This is a genomic window from Haloferax sp. Atlit-109R (genome assembly GCF_003665865.1).
Classification (GTDB): Archaea; Halobacteriota; Halobacteria; order Halobacteriales; family Haloferacaceae; genus Haloferax; species Haloferax volcanii.
This window is the reverse complement of the sequence record NZ_QPLO01000003.1, coordinates 258,452-272,351: the sequence shown is the minus strand read 5'-3', so window position 1 is coordinate 272,351 and position 13,900 is coordinate 258,452. Positions and strand designations below refer to the sequence as shown.

At 68.1% G+C, this 13,900-nt stretch carries 17 protein-coding genes; 10 read left to right on the top strand and 7 right to left on the bottom strand.

Features of this window, described 5'->3' with window-relative positions; genetic code table 11:
• Positions 1 to 2: 2 nt before the first annotated feature.
• Entirely contained in the window at positions 3 to 413 is a 411-nt protein-coding gene (locus tag DVK03_RS17585) for a PaaI family thioesterase (protein ID WP_115803748.1), read from the bottom strand.
• A gap of 96 nt (positions 414 to 509) precedes the next feature.
• On the opposite strand from DVK03_RS17585, the gene DVK03_RS17580 reads away from it, so the two are divergent.
• Positions 510 to 980, top strand: coding sequence for a MaoC/PaaZ C-terminal domain-containing protein (locus DVK03_RS17580; protein WP_115803747.1), 471 nt, complete (start codon positions 510 to 512; stop codon positions 978 to 980).
• Between the two features lie 22 nt (positions 981 to 1,002).
• Here DVK03_RS17580 and DVK03_RS17575 read toward each other — a convergent pair whose 3' ends face one another.
• Positions 1,003 to 1,527 carry a VOC family protein gene (locus DVK03_RS17575; protein WP_115803746.1) on the bottom strand — a complete coding sequence of 175 codons (525 nt, stop codon included), beginning with the start codon at positions 1,525 to 1,527 and terminating at the stop codon, positions 1,003 to 1,005.
• A gap of 55 nt (positions 1,528 to 1,582) precedes the next feature.
• Between DVK03_RS17575 and DVK03_RS17570 the strand changes: the two genes are divergently transcribed.
• The 7 genes from DVK03_RS17570 to DVK03_RS17540 all read left to right on the top strand — a co-directional run bounded on the left by DVK03_RS17570 (position 1,583) and on the right by DVK03_RS17540 (position 9,415).
• Positions 1,583 to 2,587 (top strand): LLM class flavin-dependent oxidoreductase, encoded by a 1,005-nt coding sequence (locus tag DVK03_RS17570; RefSeq protein WP_115803745.1) that lies wholly within the window; start codon positions 1,583 to 1,585, stop codon positions 2,585 to 2,587.
• 179 nt (positions 2,588 to 2,766) lie between these two features.
• Positions 2,767 to 3,951, top strand: a complete 1,185-nt coding sequence (locus tag DVK03_RS17565; protein ID WP_004064418.1) for an ABC transporter substrate-binding protein — start codon at positions 2,767 to 2,769, stop codon at positions 3,949 to 3,951.
• A gap of 1 nt (position 3,952) precedes the next feature.
• Complete coding sequence (locus DVK03_RS17560; protein ID WP_115803744.1) at positions 3,953 to 5,953, top strand: ABC transporter permease; 2,001 nt, start codon at positions 3,953 to 3,955, stop codon at positions 5,951 to 5,953.
• Positions 5,946 to 6,710 carry an ABC transporter ATP-binding protein gene (locus DVK03_RS17555; RefSeq protein ID WP_004040866.1) on the top strand — a complete coding sequence of 255 codons (765 nt, stop codon included), beginning with the start codon at positions 5,946 to 5,948 and terminating at the stop codon, positions 6,708 to 6,710. The genes DVK03_RS17560 and DVK03_RS17555 overlap by 8 nt, the downstream gene beginning before the upstream one ends.
• Positions 6,707 to 7,435 (top strand): ABC transporter ATP-binding protein, encoded by a 729-nt coding sequence (locus DVK03_RS17550; protein ID WP_006600957.1) that lies wholly within the window; start codon positions 6,707 to 6,709, stop codon positions 7,433 to 7,435. Before DVK03_RS17555 ends, DVK03_RS17550 begins: the two co-directional genes overlap by 4 nt.
• Before the next feature lie 79 nt (positions 7,436 to 7,514).
• The gene (locus DVK03_RS17545) at positions 7,515 to 7,898 is read left to right on the top strand and encodes a PaaI family thioesterase (RefSeq protein ID WP_004040864.1); all 384 of its coding nucleotides are present in this window, start codon (positions 7,515 to 7,517) and stop codon (positions 7,896 to 7,898) included.
• Between the two features lie 68 nt (positions 7,899 to 7,966).
• On the top strand, positions 7,967 to 9,415 hold the full coding sequence (locus tag DVK03_RS17540) for an aldehyde dehydrogenase (RefSeq protein ID WP_115803743.1): 1,449 nt from the start codon (positions 7,967 to 7,969) through the stop codon (positions 9,413 to 9,415).
• Between the two features lie 164 nt (positions 9,416 to 9,579).
• On the opposite strand, the gene paaE is transcribed toward DVK03_RS17540, so the two are convergent.
• From paaE to paaA, 5 genes are read right to left on the bottom strand one after another with little or no spacing between them, the layout of a single operon-like run.
• The gene (paaE, locus tag DVK03_RS20150) at positions 9,580 to 9,747 is read right to left on the bottom strand and encodes a 1,2-phenylacetyl-CoA epoxidase subunit PaaE (protein WP_004040862.1); all 168 of its coding nucleotides are present in this window, start codon (positions 9,745 to 9,747) and stop codon (positions 9,580 to 9,582) included.
• 3 nt (positions 9,748 to 9,750) lie between these two features.
• Positions 9,751 to 10,194, bottom strand: coding sequence for a 1,2-phenylacetyl-CoA epoxidase subunit PaaD (paaD, locus tag DVK03_RS17535; protein WP_115803742.1), 444 nt, complete (start codon positions 10,192 to 10,194; stop codon positions 9,751 to 9,753).
• Entirely contained in the window at positions 10,187 to 11,005 is an 819-nt protein-coding gene (gene paaC, locus DVK03_RS17530) for a 1,2-phenylacetyl-CoA epoxidase subunit PaaC (RefSeq protein ID WP_115803741.1), read from the bottom strand. The genes paaD and paaC overlap by 8 nt, the downstream gene beginning before the upstream one ends.
• Before the next feature lie 2 nt (positions 11,006 to 11,007).
• Positions 11,008 to 11,328 (bottom strand): 1,2-phenylacetyl-CoA epoxidase subunit PaaB, encoded by a 321-nt coding sequence (gene paaB, locus DVK03_RS17525; RefSeq protein WP_115803740.1) that lies wholly within the window; start codon positions 11,326 to 11,328, stop codon positions 11,008 to 11,010.
• 5 nt (positions 11,329 to 11,333) lie between these two features.
• Positions 11,334 to 12,278 (bottom strand): 1,2-phenylacetyl-CoA epoxidase subunit PaaA, encoded by a 945-nt coding sequence (paaA, locus tag DVK03_RS17520; RefSeq protein ID WP_004040858.1) that lies wholly within the window; start codon positions 12,276 to 12,278, stop codon positions 11,334 to 11,336.
• A gap of 91 nt (positions 12,279 to 12,369) precedes the next feature.
• Here paaA and DVK03_RS17515 point away from each other — a divergent pair, with 91 nt between their 5' ends.
• Both DVK03_RS17515 and DVK03_RS17510 read left to right on the top strand, forming a co-directional pair.
• Positions 12,370 to 13,008, top strand: coding sequence for a helix-turn-helix domain-containing protein (locus DVK03_RS17515; protein WP_115803739.1), 639 nt, complete (start codon positions 12,370 to 12,372; stop codon positions 13,006 to 13,008).
• Positions 13,009 to 13,088: 80 nt separating this feature from the next.
• On the top strand, positions 13,089 to 13,853 hold the full coding sequence (locus tag DVK03_RS17510; RefSeq protein ID WP_115803738.1) for an enoyl-CoA hydratase/isomerase family protein: 765 nt from the start codon (positions 13,089 to 13,091) through the stop codon (positions 13,851 to 13,853).
• Positions 13,854 to 13,900 lie beyond the last annotated feature (47 nt).

The window sequence follows — 13,900 nt, the reverse complement described above, 5'->3', positions numbered from 1 at the left end:
CGTCAGCGACCGCCGGGCTTGTAGACGCGCCCCCGAAAGGTCGCGATTCGCTCGCCGTCCCCGCCGGAGACGATGACCTCGTACTCCGCGGTCCGTCCCCCGAGGTGCGTCTCCCGGGCGACCGCGCGGAGCGTCTCGCCCACCTCGGCGGCCGCGAGGTACGAGATGTTCGTCTCCAGCGCGAACGCGGCGTCGCCGTGGCTGTTCGAGGCGGCCGCGAAGGCCGCGTCCGCGAGGCTGTACACCGCGCCCCCGTGGGGCGTCCCGTGGAAGTTCAGGTGGTCTTCGGCCACGGTCAGCGTCGTCTCCGCGTACCCGTCATCGACCTCGGCGAGGTCGATGCCGACGCGCCCGCAGTAGGGGTCGTTCGAGGCGCGCTCCCGTATCTCCGCGTAGTCGTCTTGCTCCGACATGCGACCACACGTCGTCCTGCGCTCCCCAAGTAGCCACCGACTGTCAGGAAAGATAGGTATGTAAACTACTTTATCTGATGGCGGTGACGGTGAGGTATGGCATACAGCTACGAACCGCACTACTTCGAGGACTTCGAGGAGGGCAAGGAGTTCCAGAGCGTCGGTCGCACCGTCACCGAGGCGGACTTCATGATGTACTCCGCGCTGTCGGGCGACTGGACCGAACTCCACACGAACAGCGAGTACGCGGAAGACACCCAGTTCGGCCAGCGAATCGCCCACGGGCCGATGACGTTCGTCCAGTCGACCGGCTTCGTGTACCGGTCGGGCATCGTCGAGCGCACCGCCATCGCCTTCCTCGGGATGAACTACATGGACCTGCCGAACCCGGTGTTCATCGGTGACACGCTCTCGCAGACGATGGTCGTCTCGGAGCGGAAGGACCTCGGGAGCCGCGACGACGCCGGCTTGGTCGTCCTCGAAATCGAGATGACGAAGCAGGACGGCACGGTCGTCCTCGAAGGCGACATGAAGTTTCTCATCAAGACGAAGTCGGCCGCGGAGTAAGGCGGCTCCCCGACCCGGAGACTCACGAATCTAACCGCTCGCCGCGGACGAACAACGCGTCGTCGGCCCCCTTCTCGCCGTAGTCGTCGTGGTACTCCATCAACTGAAAGAGCGCGCCGGTCGGGTTTCGCGGCGAGACGAACGCCTCGGTCCAGCCGTCTTCCACCGCGTACCCCACGACACGCTCGCCCGCGGCGTCGAGGGCGGCGACCATCGCGTCGACGTCCGACACCTCCAGCGTGACGTGGTGGAGGCCGGGGCCGTGCTCGTCGAGGAAGGTCGTCAGAAACGACTCCCCGTCGACGGGCGCGACGAGTTCGATTCTGGAGGCGTCGCCGAGGACGTAGGTCGCCCACTCGAACGAGCCGTCCGCGACCGTCTCGCGGTGGACGCGCTCGCAGCCGAGCGCGCACAGCGTCGGCTCGGCGGCCTCGACGTCCTCGACGGCGATTCCCACGTGGTCGACGCGCGCGGCCGGCGGCGCTGGCTCCGTCGCGGTCGCGGTCGCAGTCGTCGAATCCGAGGGTGCCGAGTCGTCGGGACTCATCTCCGACGAACTCGGTGTTCCTAACTATTAATAGCTAAGGTACGAACTCAGAGTCATGAAACTCGGGACGGGACTGTTCACCTGCCAGCGGCGGCCGGACGACGACCGGGCGATGGCCGACCTGTACGACGAGATGCTGACGCTCGGGCGGGAGATAGACGACGCGGGCCTCGACAGCGCGTGGGTGTCCGAACACCACTTCATGCCGGACGGCTACCTCTCGGGGACGATGCCCGCGCTCGGGGCGCTCGGGGCGGCGACCGAGTCGGTCGAACTCGGGACGTGTATCGCGCTCGCGCCGCTGTACGACCCGATTCGGCTCGCGGAGGACGCGGCGACGGTCGACCTCATCTCGGGCGGGCGAACGACGCTCGGCCTCGCAATCGGCTCGAACCCCCGCGAGTTCGACGCCTTCGGCGTTCCGCGAGACGAGCGCGTCGACCGCCTCGCCGACGCCGTCTCCCTCCTCCGCGACGCGTGGTCAGACGGCCCGATAGCGCACGAGTCGCCGTTTCACGAGGGTGCGACCGGTGTCGACGTGACGCCCAAACCGGCACACGACGTGCCCCTCATGCTCGGCGGCGCGGCCAAGCCCGCGGTTCGCCGGGCGGCCCGGACGGCGGACGCGTGGTGCGCGCCGTCGTCGCTCTCCCTCGACGGCGTGCGCAAGCGCGTCGAGGACATCCGGAGCGTCCGGGAGGCCGAGGGACTCGACGGTGAGTTCACGATATACGTCCTCCAACACGGTTTCGTCGGCGACTCGAAGGCCGAGGCGTGGGACGCGATGAGAGACGGCTACCTCTACCTCCAGCGCCGGTACGCCGAGATATTCTCCGGCGACGAGGTTCCCGAACTGTCCGACGAGCGCCGGGCGGAGCTCAAAGCACAGGCCATCTTCGGCACGCCCGACGACGTGGTCGCGGAGCTCGACCGCTACCGCGGCGCGCTCGGCGACGACATCCACTTCATCTTCCGCACCTACCACCCCGGCATCGGCACCGACCGGATGGTCGAGTCCGTCCGCCGACTCGGCGACGAGGTCCGACCGCGACTCGCCTGAGGGACCGAACCGGGGGCTCAGGGCCGAACGCGACGTTCTCGTCGTCGGCATAACGCAAACATTTAAACGTGAAGTTTTTCATGTTACATGTGAACATACACACCATGAGAGACGATTGTTCAGCGGACAGCGGCGCACGGCCGCGTCCGTCGCGGCGACGGTTCGTACAGGCGGCTGGGTTGGCGGGCGTGACCGGGCTGACGGGCGTCGCCGGCTGTCTCGGCGGCGGCGGGGGCGGCGGGTCGAACGCCATCACCTACGGGGTGATTAGCCCGATGACCGGCCCGTACGGCGGTCTCGCGGTCGGCCAGCGGAACGGGGCCGAGTTGGCGATACGGCACGTCAACGAGAACGCGGACATCGACGTGGAGATAACGGGCGTCTACGAGGACACCGAGGCGGACCCCTCGACCGGCCGGCGGAAGGCGCAGTCCGTCGTCGAACAGGACGGGGCGTCGTATCTCATGGGCGCGATATCGTCCAGCGTCGCGCTCGCGCTCAACGAGTTCGCGGCCGAAGAGGAGATTATCTACAACCCCGGCGGGGCCGCGGTTCCCATCACGGGGTCGAACTGCAACGAGTGGGTGTTCCGCGCCGAGACGAACACGGCGCAGATGGCCGAAGCCGTCTCCGACTACACCGCCGAGAACCTCGGCACCAAGGTGTGGTTCCACATCGCAGACTACGCCTACGGCGAGTCGGTGATGCAGCGCGTCGAGCGTCGCATGCGCGACGGCCACGACATCGAAGTCGTCGGCCGGAGCCGCTCGCAGCTCGGCTCGACCAACTACAACTCCTACGTCAGCCAAATCGCCAACTCCGACGCCGAGGTGGCCGTTCTCGGCATGACCGGCGGCGACCTCATCAACTTCGTCAAGCAGGCGGCGAGTCAGGGGCTCAAAGAGAGCGTGAACCTCATGTCGCCGACGATGACGTTCTCGGTCGTCCGCGGCGCGCTCGGCGAGGCCGCCTACGGCACCTACGGCGGGGTCCGCTACCTGCCGACGCTCGAAACGGGCGACAACCAGTCGTTCGTCGAGGCCTACCGGAGCGAGTACGACTCCCTGCCGGACAACTTCGCGCGGGCCGCGTACATGTCCGTTCGGATGACCGCGCGGGGCATCGCGGAGGCCGGGTCGACCGCCCCCGCGGAGGTCAAAGAGGTGCTCCCGGGCCTCGAAATGGACACGATTCTCGGGGCGAACCAGTTCCGCGACTGCGACCACCAGGCGACGAACCCGGTGTGGCCGGGCGAACTCGTCGCGCCGGACGGCGGGAGCGGTCCCGCGACCGTCGAACTCGGCGGGATGATAGCCGGGGCGGACGCGCTCCCCGACTGCGGCGAACTCGGCTGCTCGCTCTAGCATGTCGGTCGCTAGTGCCGTCGCCGAGCAGGTCCTCAACGGGCTCGTCGTCGGGATGGTGTACGTCCTGCTCGCTGCCGGGCTCTCCATCATCTTCGGCGTCATGGACGTCATCAACTTCGCCCACGGCGAGCTGTTCGCCCTCGGCGCGTACTTCGCGTTCGCCATCGCCGGCCCCCTCGGCGGCGCGGGCTTCTGGGTCGCGCTCGTCGTCGCGCCCCTCCTCGTCGGCGTCGTCGGGATGGGTATCGAGCGGCTCACCGTCAAGCGGCTGTACGGCCGCGACCCGCTGTACCACATCCTCCTGACGTTCGGACTCGTCCTCATCGTCAACGACCTCATCACGTCGGTGTGGGGCAAGTCCGCCCAGCCGTTTCCGATCCCCTCGATTCTCGACCAGCCGGTCGCGCTGTTCGGGTTCAACTACTCGCTGTACAACTACGGCATCATCGTCTTCGGGTCGGCGCTGGCGCTCGGCACGTGGCTCCTGTTGAACCGCACCCGCTTCGGGATGATAATCCGCGCCGGCTCCGAGGACCGCGAGATGGTCCGCACCCTCGGCATCGACATCGACCGCTACTACACCCTGACGTTCGGGTTCGGCGCGGCGCTCGCCGGCGTCGCCGGCATCGTCCTCGGCGCGTACCAGAACGTCAGCCCGACGATGGGAAGTTCGGTCATCATCCCGGCGTTCGTCATCGTCGTTCTCGGCGGCCTCGGGTCGTTCCGCGGGGCCGTGGTCGGCGGTCTGTTCGTCGGTCTCGTCCAGACGTTCGCCCGGACGTACGCGCCGTTCCTGGAGGGACTCATCGTCTTCCTGCTCATGATTGCCGTGCTCGTCGTCAAGCCGACGGGGCTGTTCGGCACGAGCGTCGGCGCGGGCGACCACCACGACGGCGCGCTCCTCCACGGCTCCGGCGGCGGCGTGCTGTCCGCGGCGACCCGCGCGAAACTCGGCTACGCCGGCGTCGGCGCGCTCCTCGTCGTCCCGCTTCTCGCGGAGGTGACCGGCGTCACCTACTCCGTGACGCTCCTCGAAGACATCCTCATCTGGGCGCTGTTCGCGCTCAGCCTCGACCTCGTGCTCGGCTACGCGGGCCTCGTCTCGCTCGGTCACACGCTGTTTTACGGGGTCGGCGCGTACGCCTCGGTTCTCACGCTCATGCACCTCTCGCCGTCGGTGTTCGTCGCGCTCGCCGTCGCCGTCGCCGTCTGCGCGGCCATCGCGTGGGGCGTCGGCTACCTCTCGATACGCGTGTCCGGGGTGTTCTTCGCCATGATAACTCTCGGGTTCGCGGAGCTGTTCTACAACGCCGTGTTCAAGTTCGACTTCACCGGCGGCTCCGACGGCCTGTTCGGCGTCGACGCGTTCTACGGTCTCGCCGGCCTCGGCGTCGACCCCGGCGAGTTCGCGGTCCCCCTGGGTCCGTTCGTCCTCGACGGCGGCGTCGTCCAGTACTACTTCCTCCTCGCCGTCGTGGTCGGGTCGTACCTGCTGGCCCGCCGCCTCATCCGCGCGCCGTTCGGCTCGGTGTTGCAGTCCATCCGCGAGAGCGAAGAGCGCGCCTCGTTCATCGGCTACGACGTAACCGCCTACAAGCGCCGCGCCTTCGTCGTCTCCGGCGGCCTCGCGGGGCTCGCCGGCGGGCTGTTCGCCGCCAACAACGGCTACGTCGCGCCGTCGTTCCTCCACTGGATAAACTCGGGCGAGGTCATCGTGATGACCGTCCTCGGCGGCATGGGAACGCTCTACGGGCCGATGCTCGGCGCGGGCGTCTTCGTCGCCGCGGAGGACGTGCTCTCGTCGTACATCGACCAGTGGCAGCTCGTCATCGGCGTGCTGTTCGTCCTGTTCGTCATCTTCGTGCCGCGGGGGCTCGTGTCGCTCCCGCGGACGGTGGCGGACCACCCGCTTTTCGAATCGGCCGTCGGCGGCCGGTTCCGCGACCGCGTCGGCGAACAGGCCGGCGTCACCGACCCGGAGGTAGACCGCCGTGAGTGACCCGATACTGCGGACCGAGAACCTGACGAAGGAGTTCGGAAAGCTCGTCGCCGTCGACGACGTGACCCTCGACGTGGAACGCGGCGAGTTCCGGAGCCTCATCGGCCCGAACGGGGCCGGCAAGACGACCACGTTCAACCTCCTGACCGGCGCGCTCCGGCCGACCCGCGGCACCGTGACGTTCAACGGCGAGAACGTGACCGCGCTCCCGCCGCACGAGCGCGTGCGCCGCGGCCTCGGCCGGTCGTTCCAAATCACGAACGTCTTCTCGGGGCTCACGGTCCGCGAGAACGTCCGCCTCGCCGCGCAGGCGGCCCGCGAAGGCGGCTTCACGCCGGTCGAAGCGTACCTCCGGCGAAGCGACGCCTTCGACGACGTGAACGAGCACACCGACCGCGTGCTCGACCGCTCCGGTCTCTTGGGCCGCGGCGACGAACCCGCGGACGTGCTCGCTTACGGCGACAAGCGCCGGCTCGAAATCGCCATCGTGCTCGCCACCGACCCCGACATGGTGCTTCTGGACGAGCCGACCGCCGGCATGAGCGCCGAGGAGACGCGGGCCACGATGGACCTCATCGACGAGGTGCTGTCGGACCGGACGCTCCTGCTCATCGAACACGACATCGACCTCGTGATGCGGGTGTCCGACCGCATCACGGTCCTCCACCGCGGCGAGGTACTGGCCGAGGGGACGCCCGCGGCCGTCTCGGAGGACCCGGAGGTCCGCGAGGCCTACTTCGGGGGTGTCGAGACGTGAGCGACGACCCGCTCTTGTCCGTCCGCGGACTCGTCTCGGGCTACGGGTCGACCCGCGTCCTGCAAGGCATCGACCTCGACGTGCCTCGCGGGTCGGTCGTCACGCTCATCGGGCGCAACGGCGTCGGCAAGACGACGACGCTCCGGAGCATCCTCGGGAACGTCCCGCCGTCTGAGGGGACTATCACCTTCGACGGGGCGGACATCACGACGCTGTCGCCGGAGAAGACCGCCCGCGAGGGCATCGCACTCGTCCCCGAGGAGCGCCGCGTCTTCCCCGGCCTGACCGTCTCCGAGAACGTCGAAATCGGCCGCATCGGCGGTCGTCGAGACGCCGAAAAACCGACCGTCGACGCCATCGTCGACGAGTTCGAGAACCTCGCGCGCCACCGGAACAGCCGGGGTGCGAACCTCTCGGGCGGCGAACAGCAGATGCTCGCCATCGCCCGAGCGCTCGTCTCCGCGCCGGACCTCCTGTTGCTCGACGAACCGACCGAAGGGCTCGCGCCCGCCGTCGTCAAGCAGGTCCAGCGAAAAATCGAGGAACTGAACGACGACGGCGCGACCATCCTCCTGGTCGAACAGAACGTACAGGTCGCCCTCGACGCCGCGGACTACGTCTACATCCTCGACAAGGGCCGGGTCGTCCACGAGGGCCCCGCCGACGAGGTCGCGGCCGCCGACGAGGTGCTCGACCGGTACCTCGGCGTCTCGATGGCCGACTGACGGCCCTCGGCGTCTCGTCGGCCGCCCGGCCGGGGCCGACCGACGAAACGAACTTAACGGACCTGTGCGAACTAGCGGCATGGACATCGAGGAGTTCTTCGAGAGCATGCCGTTCGCGCGGCTGTTGGGCGTCGAAGTCACCGAGGTCGCAGACGGGCACGCGGAGGGTCGCGTCGAGATGCGCGAGGAACTGTCGTGGAACGCCGACCGGGTGATGGCCCACGGCGGCGTGACGTTCACCCTCGCGGACACGGTCGGCGGCGCGGCGCTCGTCAGCGAGGTCGACCAGCCCGTCCCGACTATCGATATGCGAATCGACTATCTCAACGCGGGGACCGGTGACCTCCGCGCCGAGGCCGACGTGGTTCGACTCGGCGGCGACGTGGGAACCGTGGACGTGGACGTGTACGCGACGGACGGGAATCACGTGGCGACCGCGAGGGGAGTCTACAAAACCGGTTGAGTTCTCCGCCCGCCGCAGAGTTAGTAATCAACAATAGTTAATATTATGCGCGAAAAGGGTATTTCGTAATGGAATACAGTGGCCCGACCGGTCTCTACATCGACGGGAACTGGGTAGCCGCGGCATCGGACGAGACCATCGAGACGCGCGACCCGGCGACCGAAGCGCCGTACGCCGAGGTCGCCCGCGCGGGCGAGGCGGACGTCGACGCCGCGGTGCGGGCGGCGAACTCGGCGGGCGCTCGCGGCGGCGAGTGGGAGACCACGAGCGCGGCCGAGCGCGGCGAGAAACTGCGCGCGATGGCCGACTTCATCGAGGCGCGGAAAGACGAGATAGCGCTCGTCGAGTCCCACGATAACGGCAAGACGCCGTTCGAGGCCGGTATGGAGGTCCAGATGGTCGTCGACACCTTCCGCTACTACGCCGGGTGGACCGACAAGGTGACCGGCGAGTACAACCCCGTCCCCGGCCGGCGCGTCAACTACACGACCCGCGAACCGCTCGGCGTCACCGGACACATCGTCCCGTGGAACTACCCGTTCCAACTCGCGGGGCGCAGTCTCGCGCCGGCGCTCGCCTGCGGCAACACGGCGGTGGTAAAGCCCTCCAGTCAGACGCCGCTTTCGGCGCTCTACTACGGCCTCGCGGCCGAGGAAGCAGGCCTCCCCGACGGCGTGGTGAACGTGGTTCCCGGTCGCGGGTCCGAGGCGGGGTCGGCGCTCGCGTCGCACCCCGACGTGGCGCACGTCACCTTCACCGGCAGCACCGACGTCGGCACGGGCGTCATGGCCGACGCCGCGGCCAACGTGACCGGGGTCACGCTCGAACTCGGCGGGAAGGGCCCCAACGTCGTCTTCCCCGACGCCGACCTCGACGCCGCCGCCAAGGGTGTCCACTACGGCATCTTCATGAACGCCGGCCAGATGTGCTGGGCCGGGTCGCGCCTGCTCGTCCACGAGGAGGTGGCCGACAACCTCGTCGAGCGCGTCGTCGCGCGCGCCGAGTCGACCCCGCTCGGCTCCGGCATCGACGACGGCCGGATGGGGCCGGTCGTCAGCGAGTCCCACCGCGAGGACGTGTTGGAGTACATCTCCCTCGGCGTCGAGGAGGGCGCGACCGTCGCCTGCGGCGGGGGCGTTCCCGAGGACAAGGACACCGGCTACTTCGTGGAGCCGACGGTTCTCACCGACGTGACGAACGACATGACCGTGGCCCGCGAGGAGATATTCGGCCCGGTCCTCGTCGTCACCGAGTTCTCGGACCGAACGGAGGCGATCGAACTCGCCAACGACTCGCCGTACGGGCTTCTCGCCGGCGTCTGGACCGAGGGGCTCTCTCGCGCCCACGGCGTCGCCGACGCGCTCGACTACGGGATGGTCAGCGTCAACGAGTACCCGGTCACGTTCCCGCAGACGCCCTTCGGCGGCACGAAACAGAGCGGTCACGGCCGCGAGCAGGGAGCCGAGGCCGTCCGCGAGTTCACACAGGCGAAGAACGTGAACCTCAACCTCGGCTGATTCGCCCGCGAATTCGGCTCGCAATTCGCTGAACGGCTCGGCCCTCTCCCCGCACTCCGCTGCACGCTCCTGCCCTCGACCCGCCGTCCCCGGAGTGACCGCCTCGGCGCTCCGCGGACGCCGTTCGAAAAAAAAACCGCTCTTCTCCGGTCGCTCCGCCGACGTTATTCGAACCGCTGGAACGGCTCTTGACAGTCGTTACAGAAGTGCATCGACCGGCACAGTCCCGGCCCTTTCGGGTGCTCGCGGACGGTGTTCGTGCCGCCGCAGTACGGGCACTCCGCGCCCGACGTTTCGCCCGTCGTCTCGGTGCTTGGGTCGAAGCGGCGCATCGCTCACACCCCCAGCCCGAACTCGCGGAGGGCTTCGCGGCCCGCCTCGGTCACCATGTCGACGGTCCACTCCGGCGTGAACCGGAGCCGTACGGACGCCTCGTCGACGCCGGCCGCCAGAATCGCGCACTGCACGTCGTTTTCGAGGTAGTCGCGCGCCGGACAGCCGGTGTACGTCAGCGTCATCTCGACGATACCGAGCGTCTTCGTCTCGCCGTCTTCGCCCTCTCGCTCGACGACCCGAACGTCGTAGATGAGGCCGAGGTCGACGATGCTCACCGGCATCTCGGGGTCCTCGATTTCGTAGAGGGCGTCCCAGATGTCGGCTTCGACGCCCGTGGCTCCGACGCCCGTCTTCGGGAAGCCCTCGGGGACCTCGCCGTCGACGTACTCCGTGTAGCCGCAGGCGGTCGCGTCGGCCCCGTCGTCGGCGCTCACGTCAGACACGCTCCCTGCCGATTCGCGCTGGTTCGGGCGCTTCGAGCTCCTCGTACGTCCGTCGGAACTCCGCGGCCAGTTCGTCCCAGTGGTCGGTGTGGGTGCCGTCGCGACCGCGGGCGCTCGGGCGCTCGACCTCGTCGGGTTCGGGCACGTCGAGCCCGAGCGATTCGAGGTACGGAATGACCGTCTCCAGCCACTCGATGCGGAGGTCGGCGGTGGACATCGTCCGGAAGCCGTTGTCGACGATTGCGTCCTCGTATTCGGGCTCGACGAAAAGCGAGAGTGCGTGGGGGAACAGCCGGTCGAGCGCGTCCTGCACGCGGTCGCGGCTGTCGCCCTCGGCGAGGCGGTCGAGCCAGCTCTGGGCGTTTTCGAGGTGGTAGCGCTCCTCGCTCAGCACCTTCCCGACGCGGTCGGAGAGCGGCGCGTAGCTGGTGTCGACGAGCGCGTCGAGGCGCAGGCGCTCGGCGGCGTCGTAGAGGTAGCTCCGAAGGACCACGTCGGCCCAGTCGCCCTCCGCGAACGGGAGTTCGACCAGCGTGGCGTGTCTGAACTCGTCGGCGGGGCGCTCCCAGATGAGTTCCGCCTCGGTGTGGCCGAGTTCTTCGAGCAGGTCGTACCACAGGCGGGCGTGGCCGAATTCGTCCTGTGCGACGTTCGCCAACGCGAGGTCGGACTCCAGCGTCGGCGCGTAAATCTGCCACTCGATGAGGCGCTCGCCGTGGACGTACTCGTCGTCCGCGAGGCGGAACAGCAGCTCTTCGAGCGCGGCGCGCTGTTCGGCGTCGAGGTCTTCGGGATTGAGGGCGTCGGGCATGGTTAGCTGTCCGCCTCGAGCGATTTCTCCACGTCGGCCTGCTCGGCCTCGCTTTCGGCGACTTCCGGCGCGGCGGGTTTGATGTCCGTGTACGAGGTGGCCCAGCGGTAGGTCTTGTCGGTCGTCCCGCCGAAGCTCGTCTCGTCGGCGTCGATTTCACCGATTTCGTCGTGCGGAACGACCCACAGGCTGTGGGTCTTCATCCGTCGGCCGTGCTGGACGGCCGCGAACTGGAGCGCCAACTCGCGGTCCGGCGCGTGGACGTTGCCGCAGTGTTTGTGGTACGCTCCCGGTTTGTCCTGTCTGAACACTTCCCAAATCATGGTTCTCAGTCCGCCGCCTGCGGGGTTTCGGCCCCCGACGCGCCCTCCCAACTGTGCATCGATTCGCGCACCCACTCGACCGCCGCCTGCGCCTTTGCGCGGGAGTTAATCTGCTCGTGGCTCCCGTCCGAGGCGTTCTTGGCGATGGTCCAGAACTCGTCCCAGTTCAGGTCGTCCTCGTTGACGTGGTAGGTGTCGAGTTCCTCGTCGTACTCGATGCGCGGGTACTCGGGGACGACGAGGCCGTACTTCTCCGCTTTCGGGACGTAGGTGTCGAGGAAGGTGTCGCGAAGTTCGTCGTTGGACTTCGTCTTCAGGCCGACCTCCTGCGCGAAGTCGTTGTGGACGGACTTGTCGTTGGTCGGGCCGAAGAACTGGATGATGCGCGGCCACCACGTCTCGAAGGCAGCCTGCGTCTTCTCTTGGGTCGCCTTCGACCCGTTCATCAACTCGGAGAGGATGGATTCGCCGTGTTTGACGTGGAAGCCCTCCTCGAAGCACACTTTGTCCATCGCGTGGGCGTACGGCGTCCACGACGTGTTCTTGAGCGTCGCCTGCCGGTGCATGGCCGCGCCGTCGACGAAGAACGCTATCATCGGCACCTCGTGCCACGACTCCATCGGGTAGTGGAAGCAGTTGAGGAACTTGCCGTCGCCGCGGGCGAGTTCGTCCAGCATCTCGTCGCGCGTCTTGATGCCGAGGGACTCGGCCGCGCGGTAGAGCAGTTGCGCGTGGCCGATTTCGTCCTGCACCTTCGCCGAGAACGCCAGCTTTCGGTCGATGCTCGGCGCTTGCCGGATGAACGGCTTTTCGAGGTACCCGCCCATCACCTCGCTGTTCGCGTGGAACTGAATCATCCGCGTCGCGGCCTTGCGGTACTCCTCCGGCATGTCGTCTTTCGGAGCGAACTGCCGCGGGCCCGCCCGTTCTTTGACGGTTTCGAGGTCCATTGGTCTATCAGGAACTATAATCTATAACTACTTACGAATTGACCCGTCCATGGCCTGCCTTTTTATATCACTGTCGCGTACCCACACGCAGATGATAGCGGAGTGCTTGGTGGCCGAGTTTCGCATCGACGGCGACGACTGCCCGCTGGCACGGGCGACCGACGCGGTCCCCGTCGCGGTCGATGCGAACGCGCCGCAACTCCGCGCCGACGGCAACGTCCTGCTTCATTTTTCGGCTCCCGCGGACGACCGGCTCCCCGAGGCCCTCGACGACGACGACGCCATCCGCTACCTCCACGTCACCCGCGGCGACGACACGTACACCTTCCGTTGTCTCTCGAAACACCCCTGCGTCGTCCACGAGCTCGTCGACGCCGGCTTCCTCGTCGAGTCGATGCGGTACGACGACGGCGGCGCGACGATGCGCGGGGCGGTCGTCGGCTACGACGTACTCCGCGGCGTGATGGAGACGGCCGGCGGCACCGTCGGTATCCAACTCCAGCGCATCTACCCGCTTCGGGCGGACGAGGAATCGCCCATCGGTCGAGCGTGGGACCTCACGCCCGCGCAGGAAGCCGCCCTCCGGGCGGCCGTCGAGATGGGGTACTTCGACCTCCCCCGGAGTATCACGGCTCGGGACGTGGCGGACGAACTCGGAATCAGCAAGTCGGCGTTCCTCGAACGGCTCCGCCGGGCGCAACAGTCGGTGTTCGGGGCGCTGCTCGCGTGAACCGGAACCGCGGCGACTCGCTCGACTCGCCCGCCGGTTCGCCGGCGAGGCTATTTACCCCGCGTCCCCGTAGCGCGGGTATGCGAGTCGACGACGCCGACGGCGTCCGGACCGTGACGTTCGATAGACCCGAGGCGAAAAACGCGTTCACCGCCGACGTGGCCCGAGAGCTCTCGGCGGCGCTCGAAGCGCTCTCTCCCGAGGCGTTCGACGCCGCGGTGATAACGGGCGACAGCGACGCCTTCAGCGCCGGCGGCGACATCCGGGCGATGGCCGAGCGCGACGAGACCGCCCGGGAGGCCTACGAGCGCGTCCGCGGCACCCTCGGCCGCGTCGCCGAGGCGATTCTCACCGCCCCGGTGCCGGTCGTCGCCCGCGTCAACGGCGACGCCGTGGGCGCGGGGACCTCCGTCGTCGCCGCCTGCGACTTCGCCTACGCCGCCCGCGACGCCCGCTTCGGCGCGTCGTTCGTCAACGTCGGACTCGTCCCCGACGCGGGCGCGACGGTGACGCTCCCTCGGTTGGTCGGCCTCCGCGCCGCGAAGGAACTCGCCTTCACCGGGAAACTCGTCTCGGCCGAGCGCGCCGCGGAACTCGACCTCGTGAACGAGGCGGTCGAGCCCGCCGACCTCGATGCCGTCGTGGGCGAGACGGTGGAGACGCTCGCCGCCCAGCCGACGGAGACGCTCGCGCTGGCGAAAGAAGCGATACACGCGAACCTCGGCCGGTCGTGGACGGACGGCCTCGAACGCGAGGCCCACGCCCAGACGCTCGCCTACGACACCGACGCCCACGAAGAGGGCGTTTCCGCGTTCTTAGAGAAACGGCGGCCGGAGTTTGAGTGAGGACGCCGGTCCCGTCTTGTTTCGCCTCGTTTCGTCTCGTTCACCCG

What these genes read in the sequence shown, in the direction of transcription:
- DVK03_RS17585 (WP_115803748.1), bottom strand. Translation starts at nt 413, where the DNA reads ATGTCGGAGCAAGACGACTACGCGGAGATACGGGAGCGCGCCTCGAAC.
- DVK03_RS17580 (WP_115803747.1), top strand. Translation starts at nt 510, where the DNA reads ATGGCATACAGCTACGAACCGCACTACTTCGAGGACTTCGAGGAGGGC.
- DVK03_RS17575 (WP_115803746.1), bottom strand. Translation starts at nt 1,527, where the DNA reads ATGAGTCCCGACGACTCGGCACCCTCGGATTCGACGACTGCGACCGCG.
- DVK03_RS17570 (WP_115803745.1), top strand. Translation starts at nt 1,583, where the DNA reads ATGAAACTCGGGACGGGACTGTTCACCTGCCAGCGGCGGCCGGACGAC.
- DVK03_RS17560 (WP_115803744.1), top strand. Translation starts at nt 3,953, where the DNA reads ATGTCGGTCGCTAGTGCCGTCGCCGAGCAGGTCCTCAACGGGCTCGTC.
- DVK03_RS17545 (WP_004040864.1), top strand. Translation starts at nt 7,515, where the DNA reads ATGGACATCGAGGAGTTCTTCGAGAGCATGCCGTTCGCGCGGCTGTTG.
- DVK03_RS17540 (WP_115803743.1), top strand. Translation starts at nt 7,967, where the DNA reads ATGGAATACAGTGGCCCGACCGGTCTCTACATCGACGGGAACTGGGTA.
- paaE (WP_004040862.1), bottom strand. Translation starts at nt 9,747, where the DNA reads ATGCGCCGCTTCGACCCAAGCACCGAGACGACGGGCGAAACGTCGGGC.
- paaC (WP_115803741.1), bottom strand. Translation starts at nt 11,005, where the DNA reads ATGCCCGACGCCCTCAATCCCGAAGACCTCGACGCCGAACAGCGCGCC.
- paaB (WP_115803740.1), bottom strand. Translation starts at nt 11,328, where the DNA reads ATGATTTGGGAAGTGTTCAGACAGGACAAACCGGGAGCGTACCACAAA.
- paaA (WP_004040858.1), bottom strand. Translation starts at nt 12,278, where the DNA reads ATGGACCTCGAAACCGTCAAAGAACGGGCGGGCCCGCGGCAGTTCGCT.
- DVK03_RS17515 (WP_115803739.1), top strand. Translation starts at nt 12,370, where the DNA reads ATGATAGCGGAGTGCTTGGTGGCCGAGTTTCGCATCGACGGCGACGAC.
- DVK03_RS17510 (WP_115803738.1), top strand. Translation starts at nt 13,089, where the DNA reads ATGCGAGTCGACGACGCCGACGGCGTCCGGACCGTGACGTTCGATAGA.